Origin of the sequence: Agromyces ramosus (assembly GCF_030817175.1) — a bacterium.
Lineage (GTDB): Bacteria > Actinomycetota > Actinomycetes > Actinomycetales > Microbacteriaceae > Agromyces > Agromyces ramosus_A.
Genome location: NZ_JAUSYY010000001.1, coordinates 1833994 through 1858603, shown reverse-complemented (window position 1 = coordinate 1858603; position 24610 = coordinate 1833994). Strand labels below are relative to the sequence as shown.

General features: G+C 70.6%; 24 protein-coding genes. 6 read left to right on the top strand and 18 right to left on the bottom strand.

The features are described 5' to 3' along the window. Positions 1-47: 47 nt before the first annotated feature. The 9 genes from QFZ26_RS08740 to QFZ26_RS08700 form a co-directional block, all read right to left on the bottom strand. Positions 48-2855 carry a glycoside hydrolase family 38 N-terminal domain-containing protein gene (locus QFZ26_RS08740; protein ID WP_307041213.1) on the bottom strand — a complete coding sequence of 936 codons (2808 nt, stop codon included), beginning with the start codon at positions 2853-2855 and terminating at the stop codon, positions 48-50. Positions 2856-2918: 63 nt separating this feature from the next. Beyond that, the gene (locus tag QFZ26_RS08735; protein WP_307041212.1) at positions 2919-4175 is read right to left on the bottom strand and encodes a CehA/McbA family metallohydrolase; all 1257 of its coding nucleotides are present in this window, start codon (positions 4173-4175) and stop codon (positions 2919-2921) included. Positions 4176-4179: 4 nt separating this feature from the next. Continuing rightward, positions 4180-5253 carry an ABC transporter ATP-binding protein gene (locus QFZ26_RS08730; protein ID WP_307041209.1) on the bottom strand — a complete coding sequence of 358 codons (1074 nt, stop codon included), beginning with the start codon at positions 5251-5253 and terminating at the stop codon, positions 4180-4182. Next, on the bottom strand, positions 5253-6143 hold the full coding sequence (locus QFZ26_RS08725; RefSeq protein ID WP_307041207.1) for a carbohydrate ABC transporter permease: 891 nt from the start codon (positions 6141-6143) through the stop codon (positions 5253-5255). The genes QFZ26_RS08730 and QFZ26_RS08725 overlap by 1 nt, the downstream gene beginning before the upstream one ends. Beyond that, the gene (locus QFZ26_RS08720; protein WP_307041206.1) at positions 6140-7075 is read right to left on the bottom strand and encodes a carbohydrate ABC transporter permease; all 936 of its coding nucleotides are present in this window, start codon (positions 7073-7075) and stop codon (positions 6140-6142) included. The genes QFZ26_RS08725 and QFZ26_RS08720 overlap by 4 nt, the downstream gene beginning before the upstream one ends. Before the next feature lie 3 nt (positions 7076-7078). Then, a complete protein-coding gene (locus QFZ26_RS08715; protein WP_307041204.1) occupies positions 7079-8488 on the bottom strand; it encodes an extracellular solute-binding protein in 1410 nt (469 codons plus the stop codon). Between the two features lie 52 nt (positions 8489-8540). Then, on the bottom strand, positions 8541-9767 hold the full coding sequence (locus QFZ26_RS08710) for a Gfo/Idh/MocA family protein (RefSeq protein WP_307041202.1): 1227 nt from the start codon (positions 9765-9767) through the stop codon (positions 8541-8543). Further along, entirely contained in the window at positions 9764-10672 is a 909-nt protein-coding gene (locus QFZ26_RS08705; protein ID WP_307041200.1) for a TIM barrel protein, read from the bottom strand. The genes QFZ26_RS08710 and QFZ26_RS08705 overlap by 4 nt, the downstream gene beginning before the upstream one ends. A 109-nt stretch (positions 10673-10781) precedes the next feature. Next, entirely contained in the window at positions 10782-11120 is a 339-nt protein-coding gene (locus QFZ26_RS08700; protein ID WP_307045005.1) for an ArsR/SmtB family transcription factor, read from the bottom strand. Between the two features lie 144 nt (positions 11121-11264). Here QFZ26_RS08700 and QFZ26_RS08695 point away from each other — a divergent pair, with 144 nt between their 5' ends. The 3 genes from QFZ26_RS08695 (at position 11265) to QFZ26_RS08685 (ending at position 14180) form a co-directional block, all read left to right on the top strand. Next, positions 11265-12596 carry an FAD-dependent oxidoreductase gene (locus tag QFZ26_RS08695; protein WP_307041198.1) on the top strand — a complete coding sequence of 444 codons (1332 nt, stop codon included), beginning with the start codon at positions 11265-11267 and terminating at the stop codon, positions 12594-12596. A gap of 205 nt (positions 12597-12801) precedes the next feature. Further along, positions 12802-13701, top strand: coding sequence for a metalloregulator ArsR/SmtB family transcription factor (locus tag QFZ26_RS08690; RefSeq protein ID WP_307041196.1), 900 nt, complete (start codon positions 12802-12804; stop codon positions 13699-13701). A 59-nt stretch (positions 13702-13760) separates the two neighbouring features. Beyond that, complete coding sequence (locus tag QFZ26_RS08685; protein WP_307041194.1) at positions 13761-14180, top strand: arsenate reductase ArsC; 420 nt, start codon at positions 13761-13763, stop codon at positions 14178-14180. Positions 14181-14189: 9 nt separating this feature from the next. Here the strand turns inward: QFZ26_RS08685 and QFZ26_RS08680 are convergent, their stop codons facing one another. Next, positions 14190-15371, bottom strand: coding sequence for an MFS transporter (locus tag QFZ26_RS08680; RefSeq protein WP_307041192.1), 1182 nt, complete (start codon positions 15369-15371; stop codon positions 14190-14192). A gap of 70 nt (positions 15372-15441) precedes the next feature. Further along, positions 15442-16101 (bottom strand): hypothetical protein, encoded by a 660-nt coding sequence (locus QFZ26_RS08675; protein ID WP_307041190.1) that lies wholly within the window; start codon positions 16099-16101, stop codon positions 15442-15444. 104 nt (positions 16102-16205) lie between these two features. On the opposite strand from QFZ26_RS08675, the gene QFZ26_RS08670 reads away from it, so the two are divergent. After that, positions 16206-16835, top strand: a complete 630-nt coding sequence (locus QFZ26_RS08670; protein ID WP_307041188.1) for a GIY-YIG nuclease family protein — start codon at positions 16206-16208, stop codon at positions 16833-16835. 24 nt (positions 16836-16859) lie between these two features. On the opposite strand, the gene QFZ26_RS08665 is transcribed toward QFZ26_RS08670, so the two are convergent. Then, on the bottom strand, positions 16860-17156 hold the full coding sequence (locus tag QFZ26_RS08665; RefSeq protein WP_307041186.1) for a hypothetical protein: 297 nt from the start codon (positions 17154-17156) through the stop codon (positions 16860-16862). Positions 17157-17205: 49 nt separating this feature from the next. Further along, positions 17206-17433, bottom strand: coding sequence for a hypothetical protein (locus QFZ26_RS08660; RefSeq protein WP_307041184.1), 228 nt, complete (start codon positions 17431-17433; stop codon positions 17206-17208). A 48-nt stretch (positions 17434-17481) separates the two neighbouring features. Here QFZ26_RS08660 and QFZ26_RS08655 point away from each other — a divergent pair, with 48 nt between their 5' ends. Further along, positions 17482-17961, top strand: coding sequence for a MarR family winged helix-turn-helix transcriptional regulator (locus QFZ26_RS08655; protein WP_307041182.1), 480 nt, complete (start codon positions 17482-17484; stop codon positions 17959-17961). A gap of 21 nt (positions 17962-17982) precedes the next feature. Here QFZ26_RS08655 and QFZ26_RS08650 read toward each other — a convergent pair whose 3' ends face one another. The 3 genes from QFZ26_RS08650 to QFZ26_RS08640 all read right to left on the bottom strand — a co-directional run bounded on the left by QFZ26_RS08650 (position 17983) and on the right by QFZ26_RS08640 (position 21534). Then, on the bottom strand, positions 17983-18900 hold the full coding sequence (locus QFZ26_RS08650; protein ID WP_307041181.1) for an NAD(P)-dependent oxidoreductase: 918 nt from the start codon (positions 18898-18900) through the stop codon (positions 17983-17985). Positions 18901-19015: 115 nt separating this feature from the next. Further along, positions 19016-19948 (bottom strand): EamA family transporter, encoded by a 933-nt coding sequence (locus tag QFZ26_RS08645; protein ID WP_307041179.1) that lies wholly within the window; start codon positions 19946-19948, stop codon positions 19016-19018. A gap of 38 nt (positions 19949-19986) precedes the next feature. Further along, positions 19987-21534, bottom strand: a complete 1548-nt coding sequence (locus tag QFZ26_RS08640; RefSeq protein WP_307041177.1) for an FAD-dependent monooxygenase — start codon at positions 21532-21534, stop codon at positions 19987-19989. 138 nt (positions 21535-21672) lie between these two features. On the opposite strand from QFZ26_RS08640, the gene QFZ26_RS08635 reads away from it, so the two are divergent. Next, positions 21673-22893: an AI-2E family transporter gene (locus tag QFZ26_RS08635; RefSeq protein WP_307041176.1), complete on the top strand. Its 1221-nt coding sequence runs from the start codon at positions 21673-21675 to the stop codon at positions 22891-22893. A 38-nt stretch (positions 22894-22931) separates the two neighbouring features. Here the strand turns inward: QFZ26_RS08635 and QFZ26_RS08630 are convergent, their stop codons facing one another. Both QFZ26_RS08630 and QFZ26_RS08625 read right to left on the bottom strand, forming a co-directional pair. After that, positions 22932-23750, bottom strand: a complete 819-nt coding sequence (locus QFZ26_RS08630) for a DNA/RNA non-specific endonuclease (RefSeq protein ID WP_307041174.1) — start codon at positions 23748-23750, stop codon at positions 22932-22934. Positions 23751-23784: 34 nt separating this feature from the next. Further along, the gene (locus QFZ26_RS08625) at positions 23785-24546 is read right to left on the bottom strand and encodes a GAP family protein (RefSeq protein ID WP_307041172.1); all 762 of its coding nucleotides are present in this window, start codon (positions 24544-24546) and stop codon (positions 23785-23787) included. Positions 24547-24610: the final 64 nt, after the last annotated feature.

The following is a 24610-nucleotide window of genomic DNA, read 5'->3' as shown; positions in this document are numbered from 1 at the left end:
CAGTTGTTCGTTGTACCGACAGTAGACGTTGGTCGCGGGGCGCAGCCCTACCCGAGATCGGAGGGCGTGTCGTCGTTGCGCCGGCGGAACGTCTCGATGCGCGCCGCTCCGATCACGTAGGACTCGAGGTCGACCGCCGGCTCGAGCACGTCGCCGGCGAAGTCGGTGCGGTCCCAGATTCCGGATGCCGCGGCGCGGAGTCGCTGCGATTCGCCCCGGTAGTTCACGAACCGCGCCTCGGACACCGGGAGCCCCGCGGCATCCGTCACGCTGCGGAGCGACTCCAGCACGACATCGCTCGCCACTTCGAGGGCGGGTGCCGTGGAGAGCGCTGCGGCTTCAGCGGCACCACCGGCGCCGGCGACCCCGCCGACCACCGTCGGCCCGCCTTGCGTACCGCGGGCGACCTCGGGCTCCACCCTCACGAGTTCGGCCCAGCGCGCGGTGCCAGACGCCGCCCAGCCCGATGCCGACGGGAGGATCGCGAACTCGGTGGCCACCGGTGTGCCGAGGTACTGCGCTCCGGGAACCGGGAACTCGCCGCCCGCCGGCTCATCGCGCAGCGGATGCACGTTCACGCTCATCAGGCCGACGGCGCGCACGAGGGTGAGCGCGATCGCGTCGACGCCCGACTGCGAGTCGGCGACGATCTCGTACTCCGAGTGCTTCGTGACGATGACGCTCGCCTGCCCGGCGTGCACGAATCGGGCGACGGGGTAGGTGGGCAGTGGGAACTCGCCCACCGGCCCGCCCTCGCCCATGCGCCCGCGCCTCGTGACGGCGTACTGCCCGGCCGCCGATGAGCCGTCGAGGTCGGCCACGCCGGTGGGCACGAGCACCCGCAGTCGGTGATCGGTGGCCGGGTTCACGAGGTCCATTCGCACCCGGAGGATCGGTTCGCCCTCGCGAAGCTCGAGCACGGTGTCGACGACGAGCTCGACAGCCGGCGACAACCGCCGGTTGCGGTCCGCGGAGTCGAGCCCGCCGGGTACCACGTACGTGCGGCGCACGTGCAGCCGGCCGCGGATCGGCCCGGGCTCGATCACCGACACCTCGACCGAGGCCGGTTCGGTCACCGCCGTCGTCGCGTCGACCGGCCCGTAATTGTACGAGTCACCGCGATCGCCCTCGTCGACCAGTCGCAGCACGTCGGTGAGCACCGTTCCATCGGCGGCTTCGATGCGCACGGCGCCGTGGTCGTCGACCGTCACGGTGAGCTGGCGGTTCGTGAGCATTCGGCCCGACACCGTGACCGGGTCATCCGTCGCCCGGGCTGTTGCCGGATCGAGGGAGGCGACGCCGAGGCCGCCCACGTCGACCCCGACGACGGCCCGCCGCCGGGGGTCGGCGATGATCTCGACGTGCCATCGGCGCGCCCCCGACGGATCCGCGGCGATGCGGCGCTCGAGCTCCTCGGTGAAGGCGGCGAGGTCGAACTCGCCCACCGGCGCCTCGGCCACCTCGAAGCGCAACCCGTCGTCGGTGAACCGCCACGAATTGATCAGCTGGCCGAACAGCTCGCGGCCGTGGATGCGGTTCAGCAGCTTCGGCAGCTCGGCCGTCGTGAGCTGCTCGTCGCCGAGCACCTCGGGCAACGCATCGAGCAACTGAACGCCGTCGCCGAGCTCGAGCCGCTCGGGATCGTGGAGGCGGATCTCGACGTGTGCGCGCCGGGCGAACCCGGCGGGATTCGCGACCACATGGCTGTCGGGCGTGACGGATGCCGCGAGCCGCTCCATCGTGCGCAGGATCACGCCGCGCGCGACATGGCCCGCCGTCGCGAGACGGCCCTCGACCTCGACGGCGGTGGCGTCCACGCCGCACCCCGTGACGGAATCGTGCGCCGTGCTCTCGACCAGCCGGTACCAGGCGGAATCGAAGAAGGCGCGGTGGTCGTCGGCGCCGAACGCCGCGTCGAGCCGCTCGGCGGTGGAGAGTCGACGCTCGGCGTCGGACATGGCGCGCTTGAGGTTCGTGCGGATGGAGAAGACGCCGGGCAGCAGGTTGCCGCGGGCGTGCGAGCGCAGCTCGCCGATGACCTCGGGCAGCTCGGTGAGCGCCCCGTCGTCACCCGCCGCCCACTCCGGTGCGGCCCGGCGCACGTACCCCTCGATCGTGTCGACGGTGAGCCCGATGTGGCCGGCTGCGGCGTTCGCGGCGTCGACGAGAGGCATGAGATCGGCCGGCGGGGCACTGTGGTCGGTGCCGAGCATGCCGAGGATCGGGTCGGAGCCGAACCAGCTCGCGATCGACCGCCCGTACTCGGCGACGAGCGCCTCGAGCTGGCCCGGCAGGGCGAAGAGGTCGAGGGCGTTGCCGTAGCCGTCGAGCAGGTATTCGGTGCGCACGGTGGACCCGTCGGGCGCCGTCCAGGCGAAGGCGTGACGTTCGACGCGCGCGGGGACGCCTCGCCAGAGCGCGGCGTCGCGCAGGCCGAAGCCCCTCAGGATCTGCGGCATCTGGGCCGCATGCCCGAACATGTCGGGAAGGTAGCCGATCCGCATCTCGGGCCCGACCCGCCGGCTCGAGCGCAGTCCGAGCTCGAGGTTGCGCACGATCGTCTCGCCGTCGCACAGGAACTCGTCGAGGAGGATCAGGAACGGCCCGATCGCGAGCTGGCCGCGGCCGACCGCCGCGACGACGCGTTCACGCTGCTCGGGCCTGATCTCGAGGTAGTCGTCGATCGCCGCGGCCTGACCATCGAGGGTGAACCGGTAGCCTGGATTCGCTTCGAGGGTGTCGAGCAGCCGGTCGACCATGTGCACGAGGCGCAACCGGAAGACGTCGCGCGGCTCGTACCACTCGCGATCCCAGTGCGTGTGCGGCACGATCACGAGTTCGTCGGGGGCATCCATGGTCACTCCAAAGCGGGTGGTTCGGCGGTTCGGTGTTCGATGTTCGGTCGTGATGGTCGGTGTCTATGCGCAGAGCGCCATGATGCGGCGGTCGGCGAGCACGAGGTGGAACGGCCCGCCGGCCGGGTCGGCCGGGAATGCCTCGCGTGCCGACCGCACGGACCGACGCCGGCCCAACCCGTCGATGAGGATGAGTCCCTCGGCGTCGACCGCGACGACCTCGTCGCCGACGCGGACGACCGCTGGGGCGTGCATGAGTTCGGGCCGCAGCGTCGTACCGTCGAAGCTGCCGCTGCCCGTGATCGCGGTACGGCCGGTGCGAACGCCGTCGAGGATGGCCTCGGCGGAGTCGTCGGTGGCGGCGACCCAGGTCGTGGGCGTTCCCGGTCGCTGCGGCTCCTCGAGCATGTGCGTGTCGCTGCCACCCAGCAGCGTCGCGCCGACCGGCCACGTGCGGAACCAGGCGAAGGGCGCGGTCGAGATGAGCTCGGCGAACCAGGTCGAATGCCAGAGCTCGACCGCGGCGGGTCGGCGCTCGAGCGGCTGCACCCAGCTGCAGTCGCCGGAGATCGGGTGATTGATGCTCAGGATGCCGCCGCGGCGGTCGACCTCGTCGACCCAGTGCTGCGCCGGCTCGCGGAAGTCGATCCAGCCGATGTCGCCGAAGGCGTTCGCGTGACCCCGATGCGTCGTCACCTCCTGACCCGGGAGGAGCGTGATGCCGTGCTCGGCACCAACAGCGGGCAGGTGCGCGTGATGACTCACGGTGTTGTGGTCGGTGACCGCCATGAAGTCGAGCCCCGAGGCGACGCCGAGTGCGGCGAGCCCACCGATCGGCAGACGTCCGTCGGAGTGGATCGTGTGCGCATGGAAGTCACCGGCGAACCAGGTCAGCCCCGGCTCGGCCGGGAGCATCCGGTCGCTCCCGCGCACGATTCGGGTCGTCGGCGCGGCATCCGGAACCGGCGGCACCGCGCGCGAGGCAGGCACCGTGATCTCGATCTCGACCTCGACCCCCTCGGCAGGAACGCGGTGCAGGCCCAGCACGACGTTCCACTCGCCCGCCTCGGGCGCGCCCGGCAGGTAGCCCGGCGTCGCGTCGTCGGCAAGGATGAGGTACTCGGTTCGCGCCCCGCCCGACCAGCCGCGCCATCCGTCGGGCCCCTCGCAACCGAGGTCGATGCCCGCGTTCGAGCCGTCGAACCGGATCACGACCTCGAGGGATTCGCTCCCCGTCGGCACGTCGAAGGGCACGAGGAGGAAGCGGTGCTCGTTCTGCGTGTCGACGGTGACGGGAATGCGGCGGCGGATCGTCGTCATCGCGTCAACCGATGCGCTCGGTCGATTCAGCGTCGAAGAGGAGGGTCTTGGCCGCCTGCGGCACGATCCAGCCGTGGTCGCCCGGGGCGGGCTCACGGTCCTCGGGCACCACGATCTGGAACTTGTGGCCGCCGGCGTTGACCGCGATGAGCACGCTCGCACCGAGGTTCTCGACCACGCTCACCTCGGCGGGGATGCTACCCGGCTCCTGAGTCGAGGCCCACTTCAGGTACTCAGGCCGGATGCCCCAGACGACCTGCTGCCCATCGCGCACGAGCTGCTCGGTGCCGGCGGGCACGGGCACGCGCGCATGGTCGATGCCGATCGTGCCGGCGTCGACGGTGGCCGGAACGAGGTTCATCGGGTTCGACCCGATGAACCCGGCCACGAAGGTGTTGTTGGGTCGCTGGAAGACCTCGCGGGGGGTGCCGATCTGCTGGAGCTTGCCCGCGCGCATCACCGCGATGCGGTCGGCGAGCGCGAGCGCCTCGGCCTGGTCGTGGGTGACGAAGACGGTCGTGACGCCGAGGTCGCGCTGCAACTCTTTCAGGAACGTGCGAGCCTCGAGCCGGAGGCGCGCGTCGAGGTTCGAGAGCGGCTCGTCGAGGAGCAGCACGTCGGGCCGCGTGGCCACGGCCCGGGCCAGGGCCACGCGCTGCTGCTGTCCGCCCGAGAGCTGGCCGGGACGGCGCTCGATGAGCCCGTGGAGCGAGAGCCCGTCGCCGACGCGCTCGGCGGTGCTCCGGCGCTCGTCGCGCTTCACGCGCTTGATGCGCAGCGGGTAGGCGATGTTGTCGCCAACGTCCATGTGCGGGAACAGCGCGTAGTCCTGGAAGACCATCGCGACCCCGCGCACCCCCGGTTCGGCGTTCGTGACGTCGCGATCGCCGATGACGAGCGATCCCGAGGTGATCGCCTCGAGGCCGGCGATGGAGCGGAGGAGCGTCGTCTTGCCGCAGCCGGACGGGCCGAGGAGGGCGAAGAACTCGCCGTCGATGATCTCGACGTCGACCTCGTCGACGCCTCGCACCCCTCCGGGGTACTCCTTGACGAGTTGCGTGGCGGTGATGCCGGCCATCAGGACTTGATACCTCCATGGAATCGGAAGCCGTATCGACGGTTCACGATGAAGTAGATGATGAGGACGGGGGCGGAGAACAGCAGTGCGAACGCGGAGATCAACCGGAGGTCGGCCTGTCCGCTCTCGGTGTAGAAGGTGTACATCACGACGGCGGCGGGTTGCAGGTCGGGGCTCCGGAGCAGGATGAACGGGACGAGGAAGTTGCCCCACACCTGTACGACCGTCCAGATCGCGATGAACGCGAGGCCGGGCCTCGCGATGGGTGCGACGACGTCGCGGAGGATCCGGAACGGGCCGGCCCCGTACAACCGCGCCGACTCCTCGTACGACTTCGGGATCGAGTCCATGAAGTCCTTCAGGATGAAGATCACGGTCGGCAGGATGCCGCCGGCCATGACGAGCAGCACGCCGGTGTAGGAGTTGATGAGGCCGAGCTGTGTGATGATCTGGAAGGTCGGCACCATGGCCGCCGTGCCGGTCACGATCGACGAGAGCAGCAGGAGCCCGTACAGGATGCCGTCGCGCCCCGGGATGCGGATGCGCGACATGGCGTAGGCGGCCAGGGCGCCGAGCACCACGACGATCATCATCGTGCCGATGCCGAGCAGCAGCGAGTTGCCGATCGATCGCAACGCGTACGGGTTCTCAGCCAGGCGCGCGAAGTTGTCGAGCGTCCAGTCGGGCCACGACAGCGTGAGCGACGGGGTCGCATCGAACGGCGCGAGCACGAGCCAGACCATCGGCAGCGCGAAGAGCACGCCGACGAGCGTCATGATGATCGCGAACGCGACGCGCGAGAGGTAGTGGCGCAGGGTGGCATTCGCGGCGACCTTCTGCACGTGCGCCGTGGAGGTCTCGGTCGAGGGTGGAGTCGAGGTCGTGGTCATCGCTTCTTCCGTCCCCTCGAGACGCGCACGTAGCCGAGCGCGATGACGAGATTGATGAGCAGCATGATGAGCGAGATCGCCGCGCCGAGGCCGAGCTGGCCACCGGGGATCGCCGTCTCGTAGATGTAGACCGAGAGGATCTCCGTCTTGCCGTTCGGCCCGCCCGCCGTCACGAGGTACGGCGTGAACGTGTTGAAGGTCCACAGGGTGATGAGCAGCGTATTCGTGAGGATGTGGCCCTTGATGTTCGGGACGATCACATCCCGCAGCTGCTGCCAGCCCGAGGCGCCGACCATCTTGGCGCTCTCGATCTGCGATGGCGGAACGGCGCTCAGGGCCGAGGAGAACAGCTGCATCGAGAAGGCGGTACCGACCCAGATGTTGAAGACGATGATCGACTCCATGGGGTGGTCGATCAGCCAGGCCGTTCCCTCGGTGCCGAGCAGCCCGTTGACGGTGCCCGACCGGCGGTCGAGCAGCACGAGCCAGAGGAATGACGCGACGGATGCCGGGATGACCCATGCCGCGAGCACGAGGCCTTCGATGAGCGCCTTCGCCCAGCCGTGGATGTTGCGCACCGACCACGCGAGCGCGAACCCGATCAGCGTCTGCCCGATGATTCCGGAGAAGAGCACGAAGATGAGGGTCAGCCAGAGCGAGTTCCAGAACGACGGGTCGGTGAGCGCGTCGGTGTAGTTGTCGAACCCGACGAACTCGGGCGACGCGGCCTGGAGCCCCGTCAGCCGGTAGTCCGTCATTCCGAGCCAGATGGTCCAGACGGCCGGGAAGAGCAGGAACAGCCCGATGATGATGAGTGCGGGAGCGACGAACAGCCCGGCGCGGGCGGTGCCCAGACCCGCAACGTCATCGGCCCGCCGCCGGCGGGGAGCGATCGCGCTCCCCGCCGGCGCCGTGGTGGTGCCGGTCGTCATGACTTAGCCGCCCGAGACCGCGTCGTCTCCGGCGATGTCCTTCACGGCGTCGGCGTACGCCGATGCCGCATCGGCGACGCTCATGCCGGAGACCACGTCGAGTGTGGCCTGCTGCAGCGCGGTCGACACCTGCGGGTAGGCGGCGAGCGGTGGGCGGTAGGCGGTGATCGGCAGCACCTCTTCGCTCACATAGGTGAGCATCGGGTCATCGGCCAGCATCTCGTCGTTCACGTCGGTGCGCGGCGTGATGGCGAGCGTGCCCGCGTTCCGTGCCTCGTATGCGTCGGCGGAGTTCATGAAGGCGAGCAGCTCCCACGCGACCTCGGGGTGGTCGCTGTTCGGGTTCAGCACCCGGCCCGTGCCACCCGACATCGACACGAAGTTCTGGCCGTTGATGCCGGAGCCCGGCTCCATCGCGGGGATCTTCGTGTACCCGACGACCTCGTCACGGTTCGCCATCGGCGCCGTGCCGACACCCTCGGCGGGGTTGATGACGCTGCGCCAGAAGTAGTCGCCCTCGAGGAGGATGCCGATCTGGTTCGACGCGAACAGCTGGAACGAGGTGTCGCGACCAGCGGCCTCCTGCTGGAGCACGGCGTCGCCGAGGCCCTCGTCGACGTAGATGGTCTTGTAGAGGTCGAGCACGTCGTTCAGGCCGTCGGTGTCGCCGACCCACTGCTCCTCTTCGTAGACCTGCTCGCCGGTGCCGACGAGCATCGGCAGCAGGCCCTGCATCGTGGTCGCCTCGCCCATCGCCGTGCCGGCGTTGAGTTGGATGGGCGTGACGCCGTCGAGCTTCTTCAGCTCGCGAGCGGCGTCGAGCACGTCGTCCCAACTCTCGGGCTGCCAGTCGGCGGGGAGCCCGGCCTGCTCGAAGAGATCCTTGTTGAAGTAGAGCACGCGGCCGTCGGCGCCCTGGGGCACGCCATAGCGTGCGTCATCGAACGACAGCGCCGCTTGCACGGCCTCGGGGATCTGCTCCCAGCCCTCCCAGTCGTCGACCGCGTCGCCGCCGACCTCGGAGAGTGGCTTGATGTAGCCGGCCTCGGCGAACTCGCCCACCCAGATGCCGTCCATGCCGATGATGTCGGCACCTTCGCCTGACTGCAGGTCGAGCGCGATCTTCGTCTTGTAGTTCTCGTCGTCGACGCCCTGCGGCTCGAACTCGACGGTGACGTCCTTGCCGTCCTCCTCCATCGCCGCCTCGAACTCGGGGATGACCCAGTCCGTGATCCAGTCGGCTTCTGCGGCGTTCTTGCCACCGGTGATGGCGTTGGCCGTGATGGTGAGGGTGACGGGACCCGACTCCTCCGTCTCCTCTGGCGCTTCGCCGGCGCATCCGGCGAAGACGAGCGCCCCGGCGGTTGCGATGGCGAACGCCGCCAGCGTCCTGCGCCTGCTGTGGTTGATCATCTTCGACCTCTCTCTCGATTCACCCGCCGGGCGTGACGCCGACGGGGTCCAGCTATAGGTGATCGTGGTGCGGTGGAACGGCGACCGGTCGACCTTCGGAGGCTCCGGCCTCCGTCGATGCGCCGATCGGTGAGCCGATCGCGTCGGCGAGGGTGCGCAGCATCCGTTGCCCGACGACGATGTCGGCGGCCCCCTCGTCGACTGAGGGGCCGGGCTCCGGATGCCCCGCGGCCAGTGCCGCGAACGACCGGAGCTCCTGCTCGAACGCCTCCTCCTGCATCCATCGCGTCTCCGACCGCCGCGCCCCGAGGGGTTCGGCGTTCTCGATGACGGTGAGCACGGTCGGAGCGTTGAGCACGTAGGGCACCGCGAACGTGAGGGCGATCGTGCCCGTTTCGTGGTGGAAGGTCACTGTCTCGCGGTATTGGGGATACCGGGGGATGAAATGCCAGTCGATCGACCACGGAACCTCGGTGCGCTCGGCGAGGTGACCGCCGAGGCTCAGCGAGCCGGGGAACTCGTGACCCCAGTGACGGGCACGGTCGACGGTGCCGATGCCGCCGACGAGATGCCTGAGCAGTCCGATGTCATGCACGATCGATCCGAGCACGACGTTCGTGTACAGCTTCGGGAGCGGGGCGGGTACGGGCCCGATCGCCGCGGCGACCGTCGCGTCGGTCGCTGCGACCAGACTCGAGACCAGGTCGGCTGGGACATCCGTCGGTGCCGCCTGGAGGTTCGCGAAGGCGAGTTGCGCACCGTCGGCCGGATGCAGCACCTCGACGCTCACGGCTCGAACCTCGACGCCCTCGAGCAGCGACTTCGCGGCGGCCGACGCGGGGTCGTGCTCTTTCATGTACCCGACGCGCACCCAGTCGGCGAGGTCCACCTTCCGTGCGGCGGCGACCTCGCGAAGTGCGTCGATGTCTGCGACCGAGAAGGCGAGCGGCTTCTCGGCGAGCACGCGAATGCCCGCATCGATCAGCCGCGCGACGTCGGGCGCATGGGAACCGGATGTCGCGAGCACGGCACCGTCGACGCGGAGCTCGCCGGCGGCGACAGCGGCGATCATCGCCTCGATCGAGTCGAAGGCGATGACGCCGGTACCGGATGCCTCGGCGATCTGGCGTGCCCGTGAAGCAGAGAGGTCGACGACGGCCGTGAGCTCGACGAGGTCGGCGTTGCGACGGATGAGCGGGAGGTGCACGCTCTGGCTGATCGCGCCGAGGCCGATGACCGCGAGCCGGACGCGCTCTCGAGCGCTCGAGTCCGCGCTCACGCGAACCAGCGCCGCAGTCGCTCGCGGTTCGCGACCTGGTCAGCGCGCGCCCTGGCGACGTCGTCGGCGTCCTGCAGGATCACGTCTTGCTCGACGACGATCCAGCCGTCGTAGCCCGAGTCGACGATCGTGTCGACGATGCGGTCGACGTCGAGGTCGCCCTCGCCCAAGGCGACGAACACGCGCCGTTCCCAGATGTCGCGCATGGGGTCGGCCGAGTCGCGCGCCGAGGCGAGCACCGAACGGTCGGCGTCCTTGAGGTGCACGTGGTTGATGCGGTCGGCCCATCGGGGGAAGTCGGAGACCGGGTCGCCGCCGCCGACGAGGAGGTGCCCGGTGTCGAAGGTGAGGCCGACGTCGGTGTCGGCGAGGAACCGCTCGATCTCCCGCGGCGTCTCGACGTAGGTGCTGGCGTGGTGGTGGAATGTGGGCTCGAGTCCCGCCGCCCGAGTGACGTCGGCCACCCGTTGCACGCGTGCGGCGAAGGTCGCCCAGCGGGCGTCGTCGAGCTCGAGCTCGGGCGCACCACCGGGGCTCGCCGATCGCTCGGGCGAGCCGGAGTCGGCGAGGGTCGGCTTCGGAGCACGATCGGGGGCGATGGCACCGGCCGCTGCGAACAGTTCGAGCGTTGGCGCGTACCCCGCGAGAGCCCGGTCGAACTGCTCGTCGGTGCCGGCGAAGGGAAAATCGACCCAACCACCGGCGAGGGCGAGTCCATGGCGTTCGAGGAGGCGCGGCAGCTCGACGCGATCGCCGAAGAGGCCGATCGGTCCGAGATCGATGCCCTCGTAGCCGGCCTCGGCAACCCAGGCGGCGAGTTGCTCGCCGTCGGGCAATGGGACGAGATCTGGACGGGACAGGCCGAAGACGCCGTAGCTCACTGGCGCATTCGCAGTTCGGATCACCGAGAAGTCCTCTCAACCGTGTGGAGCGCTCCTATGCGCCTCCGCGGTCAAGGGTAACTAAGTTCGGACATACTTACAACAGTACGTGGATGGTGCGCCAGACCCCGCGTCAGACGGAGACGAGTGGGGCGGCGACCGCCTCGAGGGCGCCGGGCACGAGGCGATAGTAGGCCCAGGTGCCGCGCTTCGAGCGCGAGAGGTAGCCCGCCTCGGTGAGGATCTTCAGGTGGTGCGACACGGTGGGCTGGCTGAGCCCGACGGGTTCGGTGAGGTCGCACACGCACGCCTCCTGCCCCTCGGACGCCGCGACGATCGACACGAGCCGCAGACGCACCGGATCGGCGAGCGCCTTGAGCCGGCGCGCGAAGACCTCGGCGTCGGCCGTGGTGATGGTCTCGCGGGTGAGCGGCCCGCAGCACGCAGCCGGAGCAGCGCCCGCGGCTCCCACGGCGTCGGCTTCGGCCGCGTCGCGGGTGAGCAGCGGCAGGTCGGTGATGGTCACAGCACGAGTCTAGCCGTATATTGACACCTGTCGATATAGTCGCCACACTCGCTATATCGACAATCTTCAATGAATGAAGAAGGACTCCGGATGACCCTCATCGATCTCACCGCCCCCACGACGCTCCCCGCCCGGCTGCAGGGCCTGCCGGTCGCCATCATCGGCGCCGGCCCGATCGGGCTCGCGACCGCCGCGAACCTCGCCGAACGCGGCATCGACTTCGTGCTCCTCGAATCGGGCGACCGGGTCGGGGCGAGCATCGAGGCATGGGGGCATATCCGGCTGTTCTCACCCTGGAAGCACCTCGTCGACCCCGCCTCGCAGCGCCTCCTCGCCGAGACCGGCTGGGTGGCGCCGCCGGCCGACTCGCTGCCGACCGGCGGCGAGCTCGTCGAGGCGTTCCTCGCTCCGCTCGCCGCGCTGCCGGCCATCGCGACCCGCACGCGGCTCGGCGTCACGGTCACGGATGTCACGCGCGAAGGCATGGACCGCACCCGCACCAAGGGTCGCGCCCAGACGCCCTTCCTGCTGCGGGTCCGCACCGCCGACGGCATCGAGGAGCTCACGGCCCGTGCCGTCGTCGACGCGTCGGGCACCTACCGCAGCCCGAACAGCCTCGGCTCGTCGGGGCTCGACCCGCTCGGCCTGCCCGAGGTGGCCGACCTCGTGAGCCATGCGCTCCCCGATGTGCTCGGCCGTGACCGCGCACTGTTCGCGGGCCGGCACACCCTCGTCGTCGGCGCGGGGCACTCGGCCGCGAACACGCTGCTCAACCTCGCGGCACTCGCCGAGCAGGAGCCCGGTACCCGTATCACCTGGGTCATCCGCAATGCCACCGCCGCACGCGTCTCGACCTCGCCCGACGACGAGCTCCGAGCGCGGGCATCCATCGGCACCCGCGTCGACGCGCTCGTCGCCGCGGGGCGCATCGAGCTCGTCGACCGCTTCGAGATCGTGCGGCTCGCGCGCACCGGCGGAGCCGAGGCATCCGCGGTGCACGTCACCGGTCGCCGCGGCGACGGGCTCGAGACCCTCACCGCCGACCGCATCGTGAACGCCACCGGATTCCGGCCGAACCTCGACATGCTCCGCGAGATCCGCCTCGAGCTCGACGACATCGTCGAGGCGCCCCGCCGGCTCGCGCCGCTCATCGACCCGAACGTGCACTCGTGCGGCACGGTCGAGCCGCACGGGTTCGCCGAGCTCACCCAGCCCGAGCGCGACTTCTTCATCGTGGGCATGAAGAGCTACGGCCGTGCGCCGACGTTCCTGCTCGCCACCGGCTACGAGCAGGTGCGCTCGGTGTCGGCGTGGCTCGCGGGCGATTCGGCCTCGGCGCGCAACGTCGAGCTGGTGCTGCCGGCCACTGGCGTGTGCTCGACGGATGCCGCGCCGGCCGGTGGAGCGAGCTGCTGCAGCTGATCCCTGCGCCCTGCCGGCCCGGCGTCAGCACGCAACCGCATCGAGTCTTCGAATCGGGCATGCCAGTTCCCCCTCAGCGATGAGGGGGAACTGGCATATCGAATCTGGGAACCGATTCCTGACCGCGACGAGAACGCCGGCGAGAACCGCGGTGGCCCAAGGCAGCACCGCCGCGTGGCCAGGCGTCCCGAATAGACTCGGGTCTATGGATGGGGTCGACGCCGCACGAAGCATCCGGCTGCTCACCGATCCGACGCGGCTGCGCATTCTGCGGCTCATCGAGCAGAGCCCCGACGGTCGCGCGCTCGTCGGCCGCCTCGCGACCGAGCTCGGGCTCACCCAGCCCACGGTGAGCCACCACGTGAAGGCGCTCCTCGATGACGGGGTGCTCGAGCGCGAGCGCGAGGGGCGGCAGGTCTGGTACTCGATCGCGCCGCCCGCGGCCGACCGGGTCGCCGACGTGCTGCAGGCGGATGCCCCGACCCACGCGTCCGAAGAGGTGCTCGCGCGCGTGGCATCCGACCTCGCCGACCGCTTCGCCGGAGTGTTCTCGCCCGAGACCGTCGGCCGCTACGTGCGCGAGAGCCATGACCTGCTCGCCGAGCGCTCGGGCACCACGCGCCACCTGCCGTCGCTCACTGGACGGTTCGCCGCCGAGCGGCTCGACGCGCTCGCGAAGCAGGGATCGACGGCGGCCGGCGGTGCGCCCGAGGTCCTCTTCGTCTGTGTGCAGAATGCGGGACGCTCGCAGATCGCGGCGGCGATCCTCAAGCACCTCGCGGGTGATCGCGTACGGGTGCGCACGGCGGGCTCGGAGCCGGCGAGCTCGGTCAGGTCGACCATCGTCACGGCGCTCGACGAGATCGGCGTGCCGATCGGCGGTGAGTTCCCCAAGCCGCTCACCGACGAAGTGGTGCGGGCAGCCGATGTCGTGATCACCATGGGCTGCGGCGACGCGTGCCCCGTCTATCCGGGGCGACGGTACCTCGACTGGGAGCTCGACGACCCTGCAGGGTTGCCGATCGCGCGGGTGCGCGAGATCCGCGACGACATCGAGGGGCGTGTGCGGGAGCTGCTCGGCGAGCTCACCGAGAAGACGGCGTGACACCGCTCGTCAATCCATAGATCATGATCTATGCTTAGCGGTGTCGAAAGGGAGGCACCATGTCCGAGAAGCCCTCCGTCCTGTTCGTCTGCGTGCACAACGCGGGCCGTTCGCAGATGGCCGCCGGCTACCTGCGCCACCTGGCGGGCGGCCGCGTCGACGTGCTCTCCGCCGGCTCCGAGCCGAAAGACCGGATCAACCCCGTCGCGATCGAGGCGATGGCCGAAGAGGGCATCGACATCGCGGGCAACGCCCCGAAGATCCTCACGATCGACGCGGTGCGCGAGTCCGACGTCGTGATCACCATGGGCTGCGGCGATGCCTGCCCGATCTTCCCCGGCAAGCGCTACGAGGACTGGGAGCTCGAAGACCCCGCCGGCAAGGACCTCGAGACCGTGCGCCATGTGCGCGACGACATCCGCGGCCGTGTCGAGGCACTCCTCGCCGAGCTCGTCCCCGCCACGCCGCCGCGCGGCTGACGATGAGCGCTACGTCGCCCGCGCCGTGAACGCGGCGACGGACGCCAGCCCGGCCATGATCGCGGCCATCGCCGCGAATGAACCGGCGCCGGCCGCGACGGCGGGGCCGATCGCCGGGGTGAGCGCCGCCGCAATGGTGATGGGCGCCGCGAAGGCGCCGTTGATCGACCCGTAATTGCGGGTGCCCCAGCGATCGGCGACGGCGGATGCCTGCACGAGCGTCTGCGCGCCGCGCACCGCTCCTGCGACGACGCCGATCAGGACGAGCAGCCACGGCGGACCCGGCACGACCGCGAGGAGCGCGAGCGTGATCGCGGCCAGCGCGCAGACGAGCGCCACCGGCACCCACGGCCGCGTTCCGTGCGGAAGCACGAGGAACAGCACCCGCCCGACGACCTGCCCGGCGCCGATGAGCCCGAGCGCGAGGGCTGCGAACTCGAACGTCAGGCCCTTCTCCATGTAGAGCGGCACGGCTGCGAGCGTCGCGCTGAAGAGGGCCACCGTGAGCGCGATCATGGTGATTTCGAGCATCCAGAACCGGCGGGTCCGGATGACGCTCGAGACGGTGTGCTCGGGGTGCGGGTGGTGCTCGTCCGCCTGCGGCCACGACCGCTCGAGCGTCGCCCAATGCAGCGGAATCGTGATGGCGGCGAGCACCGCGGCGAGCACGAGGAAGGTCGAGCGCCAGTCGAGGGCCGTGAGCAGCACGGCGACGATGGGCGCGAACACCGTCGAGGCGAAGCCGCCGGCGAGCGTGAGCACCGTGAGCGGAGTGTGCCGCCGCTCGCCGTACCTGCGAGTGATCACGGTGAACGCGGCCTGGTAGAGCACCGCCGCCTGCGCGAGGCCGCAGACGAGCCAGCCGGAGGCGAACACGATGAGGTTCGGGGCGAGCGCGACGACCACGAGGCCCGAGGCGCCGACCGCGGAGCCGACCGTCATCACGACCCGTGGTCCGCGTTGATCGAGCAGCCTGCCGGCCACCACGCCCGCGAGCGCCGAGACGACGAGTCCCGCCGAGAACGCGGCCGTGATGGCGACGAGCGGCCAACCGGTCTCGCGCGCGACCTCGGGTGCGGCGACGATCATCGCGTAGTAGAGGATGCCCCAGCTGACGACCTGGCCGATGGAGAGGGCTGCGAGCCGCAGGCGCGTCGACGGGCCGGCATCGGCGCGAACGGGTTGGCTCATCGATCCACGCTAGCGCGGCCGGCAGGTGCTGTGTCGGCTCGACGGTGCCGCCGCCGTGGCGGCGGCTGCCTCAGCCCGGCCACGCCCCGAACGCGTCGTCGAGCTCGTCGCGCTCCTCGCGGCGTCGCGCCGCCTCGCGGAGGTCACGATCGAGATCGAGCGAGAGGTTGCGGAGCCGCTCGTCGCGTTCGCGCTCGTAGGTTTCGTCGACCTCGATCTGGGGCCAGTCGCGGTCGAGTCGCGCGTCGATCGCCGCTGCGATCTCGCCCCAGGCGTCCTCGCGGGCACGCTCGGCGAACTCGGCGAGGTAGTCGGAGTCGTCGCGGAGCTCCCAGAGCCGCTTCGCGACGGCGGCGTTGACTCGCTCGCGGAGGCGCAGGTTACGGGTGTCGGCGCGGTGGTAGTCGTGCTGGTTGACGGCACGACCCTCACGCTGGGCGGCGGACTCTCGCTCGCTCGCCGACCACTCGGCCACCTGGTCCATCTCCCGAGTGAGCTCGAAGAGCACCTCGCGAGCCGCCGCGGCGGCTCGGTCGGCGTCATACGGCTCCTCACCGCGGAGCGCCATGACGATGATGCGGTTCTTCAGCGCCATGCGACCGGCGGACTCCGACACCAGCAGGCCCTCGGCGAAGGTCTGCTCGAACGTCGACTCCGGCGGTTGGGGCAGCAGGGTGCGATCGAACGGCTTGAATCGCCGTCGCGCCCGCTTGCGGCGCCAGAAGGGCATGTCGTCTCGCCTCCGAACCTCGCCGTCCACCGCCGTTCGGCGTCGGAGATCGAGCCTAGCGCGGGGCTCTGAACGGTGTCGGATGCCCCGGGTAGCATGCCTGCATGATGGCGGGTGAGTTCGGGGTGGGCGTCGGCGAGCACGCCGTTCCCGAGGGCGCCGGAGCGGCCGACCCGCCGCAGTGCGGCATCGTGCTCGCTGACCGACGCCGCTGTGCCGAGGCATCCGCCGATGGTGCGCCCGTCAACCTCTGCACCACGCACCTGCTCGTCGCCTACGACTGGATGGCGCGCGAGGTCGGAGTCACCGACGTGCTGCCCGATCCGTGCCTGGCCTGCGGCTCACGCGTCGGCGTGAGCTACCCGTCGGGCACGATCTGCGCCCGCTGCGAGTGGCGGGTCGGCGACATCCCAGACCTCGCGGTCGCCGACCTCGGCGTCGATGTCGTCTACTACCTTCGCTATCGCGACCAGATCAAGATCGGCACCTCCGCGAATCCGCGCGTGCGGGTCGCGAGCCTGCCGCACGACGAAGTCCTCGCCTTCGAGCGCGGCGACCGCCTGCTCGAGCAGCGACGGCACGTCCAGTTCGCAGCCCACCGGTTCCCCGGTACCGAGTGGTTCGCCGTGCACGATGCGCTGCTCGAGCACATCGCCGCGCTCAGCGCGGGCGTGAGCGATCCGTGGGCGCAGTACGACCGTTGGGTGAGCCGGCAGGTCGCGCTCCGGAGCTGAGTCGAGACGGAGGCGGCGGCCGGGTCAGTGCTCGAGGTGCTCGCGCTGCGCTCGGCGGGCGTGCATCGAGGCCACGAGGGCGAGCAGCAGCAGGAGCACGCCGACACCCGTGCACACGGCTGCGCCGAGGATCACGGCCGACTGCCAAGCGGCATCCGCGGGCCCATCGCCCTCGACGGGAGTGTTGCGCGGCGTGAAGGCGTAGATGCCGATGCCGATGAGTCCGACCACGGTCAGCACCGCGCCGAGGACCACGTACAGTCCCATGCGCACGGGCTCCGAGCGGATCGGGTCCTCGTCGTCTCGCATCTCTGGTTGCATACCCCGACGGTATGGCCCTCCCGGCCCGGCAGCCAGGGGGTTGACGCGCTCACGGGCAGTGCAGTTGCGTGCGCTCCCCCGAGCGGTCGATACGGTGCTCCGACATCGGCGAGCCGCACAGCGGGCAGGTGGGCGGCTTCGCCGGAACGGCCTCCTCGTCGTACGGGCCGAGCGGGGGCGGGCCGATGAGCGGCAGCAGGCGCGCATTCAGCCGGTCGATGAAGCCCGCGTACCCGCGCTGGGCGCCGGTCTGGGCGAGCGGCTTTCTTCGTGTCATAATCATTAGTGTACTAACTATTAGCCAGCACCACAGACTGGAACCATCATGAGCGCTCCCACATCCACCGAGGTCGAGGCATCCGCTGGGGCATCCGTCGACCTGCTCGCCCTCGAGAACCAAGTCTGCTTCGCCCTCGCCGTCGCCGCGCGCGGGGTCATCGGCATGTATCGCCCGATCCTCGAGCCCCTCGGGCTCACGCATCCCCAGTACCTTGTGATGCTCGCCCTCTGGCAGCGCAGCCCGCGCACCGTGCGCGACCTCGGCGAGGCACTGCAGCTCGAGCCGGCGACCCTCTCACCGTTGCTCAAGCGGCTCGAGACGCAGGGCTACCTCACCCGCGAGCGCAGCAGCCGCGACGAACGCGCCCTCGATGTCGCGCTGACGGATGCCGGCACCGCCCTGCGCGCGAAGGCGCTCGCGATCCCCCCGCAGGTCGTCGACCGGCTCGGCATGAGCCTCGACGAGCTGGGCGCGCTGCGCGACCGCCTCACCGAGGTGATCGCGGCGGTGCAGCGCTCGAGCTGAGCCGACCCGTCGAGGCGCGCTTCACGCCTCGGGGTCGAAGCCCGCGATGCGACCGTCGGGGGCCGTGTACTTCACGATGAGGCTGCAGTCCTTGCCGCCGTAGCCCTCCTCGATGAGCTGCCCGAACTGTTCGAGCGCGATGCGCGCCGCCGGCATCCGCAAGCCTGCCTCCTCGCCCGCGGCGAGCGCGAACGAGAGGTCCTTCTCGGCGAGCACGGTCGTGAAGGTCGCGTCGAAGTTCCGGTTCGCCGGGCTCGTCGGCACCACGCCCGGCACCGGGTACCAGGTCCGCAGCGGCCACGAATCGCCCGACGAGACGGATGCCACCTTCCAGAACGTCTCGGCGTCGAGCCCGAGTTCGGCGGCGAGCTGCGACCCCTCGGCGAGCCCGAGCAGGGACACGAAGAGCATGAGGTTGTTCGCGAGCTTGGCGGCGATGCCCATCGTCGGGCCGCCGAGTTCGAACACGTGCCCAGCCATCGGCTTGACGAGCGCCGCCGCCTCGCGCACCGCGGCCGCGCCGCCACCGAGCATGAACGTGAGCGTGCCCGCCTCGGCACCGGCGATGCCCCCCGACACCGGCGAGTCGACGAAGCGGAAGCCACGGTCGGCGGATGCCTCGTGGCAGAACGTCGAGGTCGCGACGTCGACGGTCGACGTGTCGAGCAGCAGCGCAGCGCTCGGCGCCGTCGCCCAGATGCCGCCCTCGCCGCCGTACACCTCGCGCACGTGTTCGTTGCGCGGCAACGACGTGAAGACCGCATCGGCGCCCGCGACCGCTTCGGCGACCGATGCCACGACGATCACTCCCCGCTCGGCCGCGGCTTCCCGCGCCGCCGGCACGGGGTCGACGCCCCGCACCTCGTGGCCCGCCGCGACGAGGTGGCCCGACATCGGGCCGCCCATGTTGCCCAGACCGATCCACGCGATGGTGGCCATGGCCCCTCCCGACGTCGTCGACGTGCGCTGCGACGGCCGCCGTCGAGGACGGCGTGCCGCGTGCTCCAACGATACGGTCGTTGCATTCGGGCGGCAATGAATGGCCGGCGGCTCGTTACGCCATGCCCTCGGCAGTGTGCTCGAGGTCGGACTTCGGGCGCTCGCGCTGCGTGGCGATGGCCGTGCCGGCGGCGCCGCACACGATCGCGATCGCGATGACCTCGGTCGGCGTGAACGTCTCCGACAGCACGAGGAACCCGAAGACCGCGGCGATCACCGGTCCGAAGCTCGTGATGACCGCGAACAGCCTCGGCGTGATGCGACGCAGGATGAACGTGTCGAGGCTGTAGGGCAGGGCCGAGCAGAGCACGCCGATGCCGAGGAGCAGCCAGACCACGCGCCAGTCGAGCGCGTCGGCGTCGAACGTCGCGATCGCGAACGGCAGGAGCAGCACGAGGCTCACGATGCTCGCGACCGTGAGGCCCTCGAGCCCCGGCAGTCCCACGGCGACTCGCCGGGTGAGCACGATGTAGGCCGCCCACGCGACGGCGGCCGTGAGGGCGAGGGCCACTCCCCACGGGTCGATGGCCGAGGCATCCGATGACCCGGGACCGATGAGCAGCACGACACCGGCACCCGCCGCGAGCGCACACACCACGTCGAGCAGGCGCCGCGACGTCGCGAGCGCGAGGCCGAGCGGCCCGAGGAACTCGATCGTCGCCGCGATGCCCAGCCCGAGCAGGTGCACCGACTCGTAGAACGCGAGGTTCATGACCGCGAGCACGACACCGAGCGCGAGTGCCGGCCACAGCCGGCGCCACGTGAGCTCGGCGCGCTTCGGCCGGTAGAACGGGAGCACCGCGACGAGCATCACGAGCTGCCGCACGGTGACCACGACGAACGAGCCCACGATCGGGATCACGAGTCCGGCGAGCGAGGAGCCGAGGTTGATCGACACCTCGGTGCCGAGCTGTGTCGCGGCGCCCGTGAAGCGGCGACGACGATCGGCGACCTCTGTCGCCGTCTGCGCTGGGGTCTCATGGGTCACCGTTCGACGATACGCGGTCTGCGCGCTCGGTCCGCCCCTCAGCCGGCGAGCTGCTCGCGGAAGGCGGGTGGTCCCCCGGGCACGGCGCGGGCGGATGCCGCGGCCGCGACGAACCCGTCGGGCCGCACGAGGTAGACGAGCCCGGGTTGGAGCCTGCGGTGCGGGTCGGGCGGAAAGGCGTGCGCCTCGAGGCCGAGTGACTCGGCGATCGCCTGCACCTCCGGCTCGAAGACGCCATAGCCGTGCACCTGCCACGTCATCGAACGGAGCACGTCGAAGTTGGCGCCCGTCCACGGCAGGCGGCGGCCGACCACCGGGTCACGGCGGCGACCGGCCGACTCGCGCCGCGACATCCGGTAGTGGATGCGCGTCTGCGAGAGGTAGCCGAACACCCGCCGGCCGCCGACGACGCGCGGCAGCAGGCGGATCGCGAGCGGGCCGATCACGGGCACGACGCGGCCACGGATGAACCGGGCGAGCGCGGAGTCCGCCGTGACGACGCCGAACGCCCGGTCGGTGGTCGCCACCAGCGTCTCGCCGACCGGTCGCCGCTCCGCCTGGTACCGGTCGAGCCGCGTATCGGGCATGCCGCCGACGAGCACGTCGGCGAGCGCGCACGCGAGGTTGTGCGCCTCCTGCAGCCCGGTGTTCATGCCTTGCGCACCCACCGGCGAGTGGATGTGCGCGGCGTCGCCGACGAGGAAGCACGGCCCGTCGCGAAAGCGCGCGGCGAGCCGGTGATGCAGGCGGTAGGTCGCGAACCACCCCGAGTCCGTGTACTCGACGCCGAACTCTCGTCGCACGAGCGCGCGAACGCTCGCCTCGCGGAGTTCGCCGTCGGCGTCGCGATCGCGATCGCGCACGACCCCGAGCAGGCGCATCCGCGCCGGCCCCATGGGGAACGCGAGCAGGAAGTGCTCGGCGGTCACGCGGATGTTCACGGCGCCCTCGACCAAGCCGGTCACCCCCGAGGCATCCGCGACGTAGAAGCTCGCCTCGTTCGTGACGCCCTCGAACGGGATGCCGAGCGACTCGCGCACGGGCGAGTGCGAGCCGTCGGCGCCGACGCAGTACCGGGCCTGCGCGGTGACGTTGCCGTCGGGTCCGGTGAGCGTCGCCATGACGGATGCCCCTGCGCCCGACGTCGCCCCGAGCACCTCCAGCCGTTCGAGCCGGTGTCCCCACCGCACGTCGCGGCCGAGGTCGCCGAGCGCGGCGACGAGCATCCGCTCGTTCCGGCTCTGCTCGAACACCGTGATCTCCATGAAGGGGCTCACCCCCTCGCCGAGACCGCGGAGCTCGACTCGCCCGAACGGGCGGCTTCCGGCCCCCGGCACGACCGCCGTCGCCGACGAGCGCTCCGCGAGCACCCGGTCGACGAGCCCGAGCTGGTCGTAGAGCTCCATCGAGCGCGCCTGCACCGCGAGCGCGCGGGACTCGCGGGTCGGGCCCTCCTTGCCGTCGACGATCACGACGTCGACGCCGAGCTTCGCGAGGCAGACGGCGAGCATGAGCCCGCTCGGCCCGGCGCCCACGACGAGGACGTCGGTGCTGATCGTCGCGGGAGTCCCGGCGGCACCGCTCACCGCTCCACTGTCGCACTGCGAGCGGGCGGAATCCAGCGCGCGAATCATGTTCGCGTCGTAGGTGCGCTGGTGCCGTTCCGCTCGCTATGGTGAGCATGACTCGGGCCGTGGCCGGCCCGTCGGATCGGGGAGTCCCTCATGGGGTGGTTCAGGAAACGACCGAAGCAGGCACCGATCGCCGTGAAGGACCCGGCGACCGTGGTACCGCCCGAGGCCTCCGACCGCGAGCATCGCAATGCCTTCATCCTCATGGGCATCGGCGGCGCGGTGCTCGCGGCGGTCGGACTCATGGGGATCGCCTCGATCTTCGCTCCGGTCTTCTTCGCACTCGTGCTCACGATCTGCGTGCACCCGCTGCGCGTGGCCATGGAGCGCAGGGGCATCTCGCGAGGACTCGCCACCGGCTCCGTGATCGTGGCCGTGTTCCTGCTGCTGCTCATCTTCGGGTACCTCGGGCTCGTCGCGCTCGGGCAGTTCGGGGCGTTGCTCACGGACTACGAGTCCCAGCTCCAGTCGGGAGCGACGAACATCGCCTCGTGGCTCAACTCGATCGGCATCACCTCCAACGAGATCTCGCAGGCTGCCTCCGACATCGACCCGAGCTCGTTCGCCACCTTCCTCGGCAGTCTCCTCGGCAGTGTCGGAGGCTGGATCACGGCGGGCGTCATCATCTTCACGATGCTGCTGCTCATGGCGATGGACGCCGCGTTCCTGCCCACCCTGCTGCGGCAGATGCGGCCCTACCGCCCGCTACTCGTCAACGCCCTCTCGAACTACGGTTCGAACGTGCGGCGTTACATGGTCGTCACGACCGTGCTGGGACTCGCACAGGGCCTCATCAACTGGTTCGCCCTCGTGCTGCTCGGCGTGCCCGGTGCATTCATCTGGGGAGTGCTGTCGTTCCTCTGCAGCTTCATCCCGAACGTCGGCTACTTCATCGCGATCATCCCGCCGATCATCTTCGGCTTCCTCGTGGGCGGCTGGCCGACCGTCATCGCCGTCATCGTCGTCTACGGCATCGTGAACGCCGGCACCCAGTCGGTCGTGCAGCCCCGCGTGGTCGGCAACGCCGTGTCACTGAGCCAGACGATCACGTTCTTCTCGGTGCTCTTCTGGGCGGTGATCATCGGGCCGATCGGGGCGATCCTCGCCATCCCGCTCACACTGCTCGTGCGGGCGCTCCTCGTCGATTCGCATCCGTCGATGCTCTGGGTGAGACCGATCCTCGGCGATCTCGACGAGACGAAGGTCTTGATGGCCGCAGACGACGCCGAGATCAAGGCCGACAAGGCCGCCCGCAAGGCGCAGCGTGCGAAGCCGGCCCCGGCCCCTGCGGCCGCCGTCGCCGACGAGGGCTGAAGAACCCCGGTCGGCGTCAGCCGAGCATCTCGCGGTCGTCAGAGCATGATCTGGGCGGATGCCTCGAGCCGGCGCCATCCGCCCGCCGCGATCGTGGGCGGCAGCACGTCGGCGGCGACGAGCTCGGGCATCGCGAGGCCCGTGAGCCCCGCGACATCCGACACCGGCACCTGGAACGTGCGGAACGGGCCGAGCGGCGGCGCCTCGCCCGGCGCGGGAGCCACCACCTCGCTCACGTCGACGAGCGGCGCCTGATCGACGACGAAGGCCGTGGTGGCCAGCCCGTCGCCCGAGCGCCACGCGACCACCTTCCAGAAGCGGAGGGGCACGCGGATGCCGCGGTACGGCGGATCGCCGGGGGCGAGCACCGGCGCGGTGAACACGCTGAGCCGCTGCTCGTGCGCCCGCGCGTGCTCGAGCACGTGGTCTTCGAGCCCGAGCCAGAGTTCGGTCGACTGGTTGAAGTCGGATGCCTGCGGCGCCGCGTTCGGATAGCGGAACGTGTCGGCGTTGGCGCGCGCCGCGACCTCGCGGGTGCCCCAGACGGGGTCGCGCCGTCGCACGAGGTGTCCGCGGTCGAGGTCGTTCGCGGCGTAGATCTCGGGGCCGGCCTGCCAGTCGGCGGGGATTCGATCGTCGAGACGCCAGTCGTCGCCGCGCTCGAGTTCGAGGAGCGCGGCGCCATCGACGTTCACCCCGGTGACGCGCGCGAGGCGCCGCACGGTGTCGAGCACGACCGAGAAATGCACGTAATCGAGGCAGACGACGGCGTCGTGCTCGGCGGATGTCGCGGCATCCGCTTCGCCCACTCGCGGCATCGGCGCCGCCACCCCCAGGAACAGCGCATCGAAACCCATGTCCCCGAGTCGACCACGACCGGCTGACACCGCGCTACCCGAGGGCGTCGAGGGCGTCGAAGACGCCGAGCTCGACGGCGCCGGCGCGCGCGAGCAGGAAGCCGAGGATGCCGACGATCCAGCCTGTGGTCTCGGCCGCGTTGCGCTCCATCCATGCGCCAAGCCGGGCCAGTGGTCGCTCCATGGTTCGTGCGCCGGCGACGCGCAACGCGAGCAGCACGAGCGCCGGCAGCACCATCACGACGCAATAGCCGGCGAGCACGAGCAGCCGGGCCCCAGGATCGAACTCCGAGGTCGAGAGCAGGCCGATGCCCACGAGGTACGGGAGCATCGAGGCCACCTCCACGGCCGCAGCCGCGACGGCGAGGCCCATGAGCGGCAGGAGGCTGCCGCCCTCGTCGGCGACATCGGTGACGGCCCGCTCGCGCCAGCGCGCGAATCGGCCGGGCCCGGTGCGCCGACGCCGGCCGCCGATGAAGAAGGAGCCGACGAGGAGCGCGGCGCCGACCACGAGTTGCGCCCAGAGGAAGGCGGGCGTCGCCGCCAGCGTCATGAGCTGTGGCAGGGCCGCGGCGGCGATCGAGAGGAGCACGACGCCGATCACGAGGTAGAAGCCCGCGACCGTCGCGAGGTAGGCGATGATCCGGCCAGGGCGCAGCCGGCCGGGTGCGAGCAGGAGCCAGGTCGGGATGAGCAGGGTTCCGAAGCTCGTCGAGTCGACGAGTGCCAGCAGTGCGAGGGCGCCGAGGAGGGCGGGCCCCGTGAGGGTGGCATCGGTCAGGAGTTCGAGATCCACCACGCAAGACTGGCGGATGGGCGGGGTCCGCGACTCCGCCGCGCGACGGATCTCTGACGCGTGT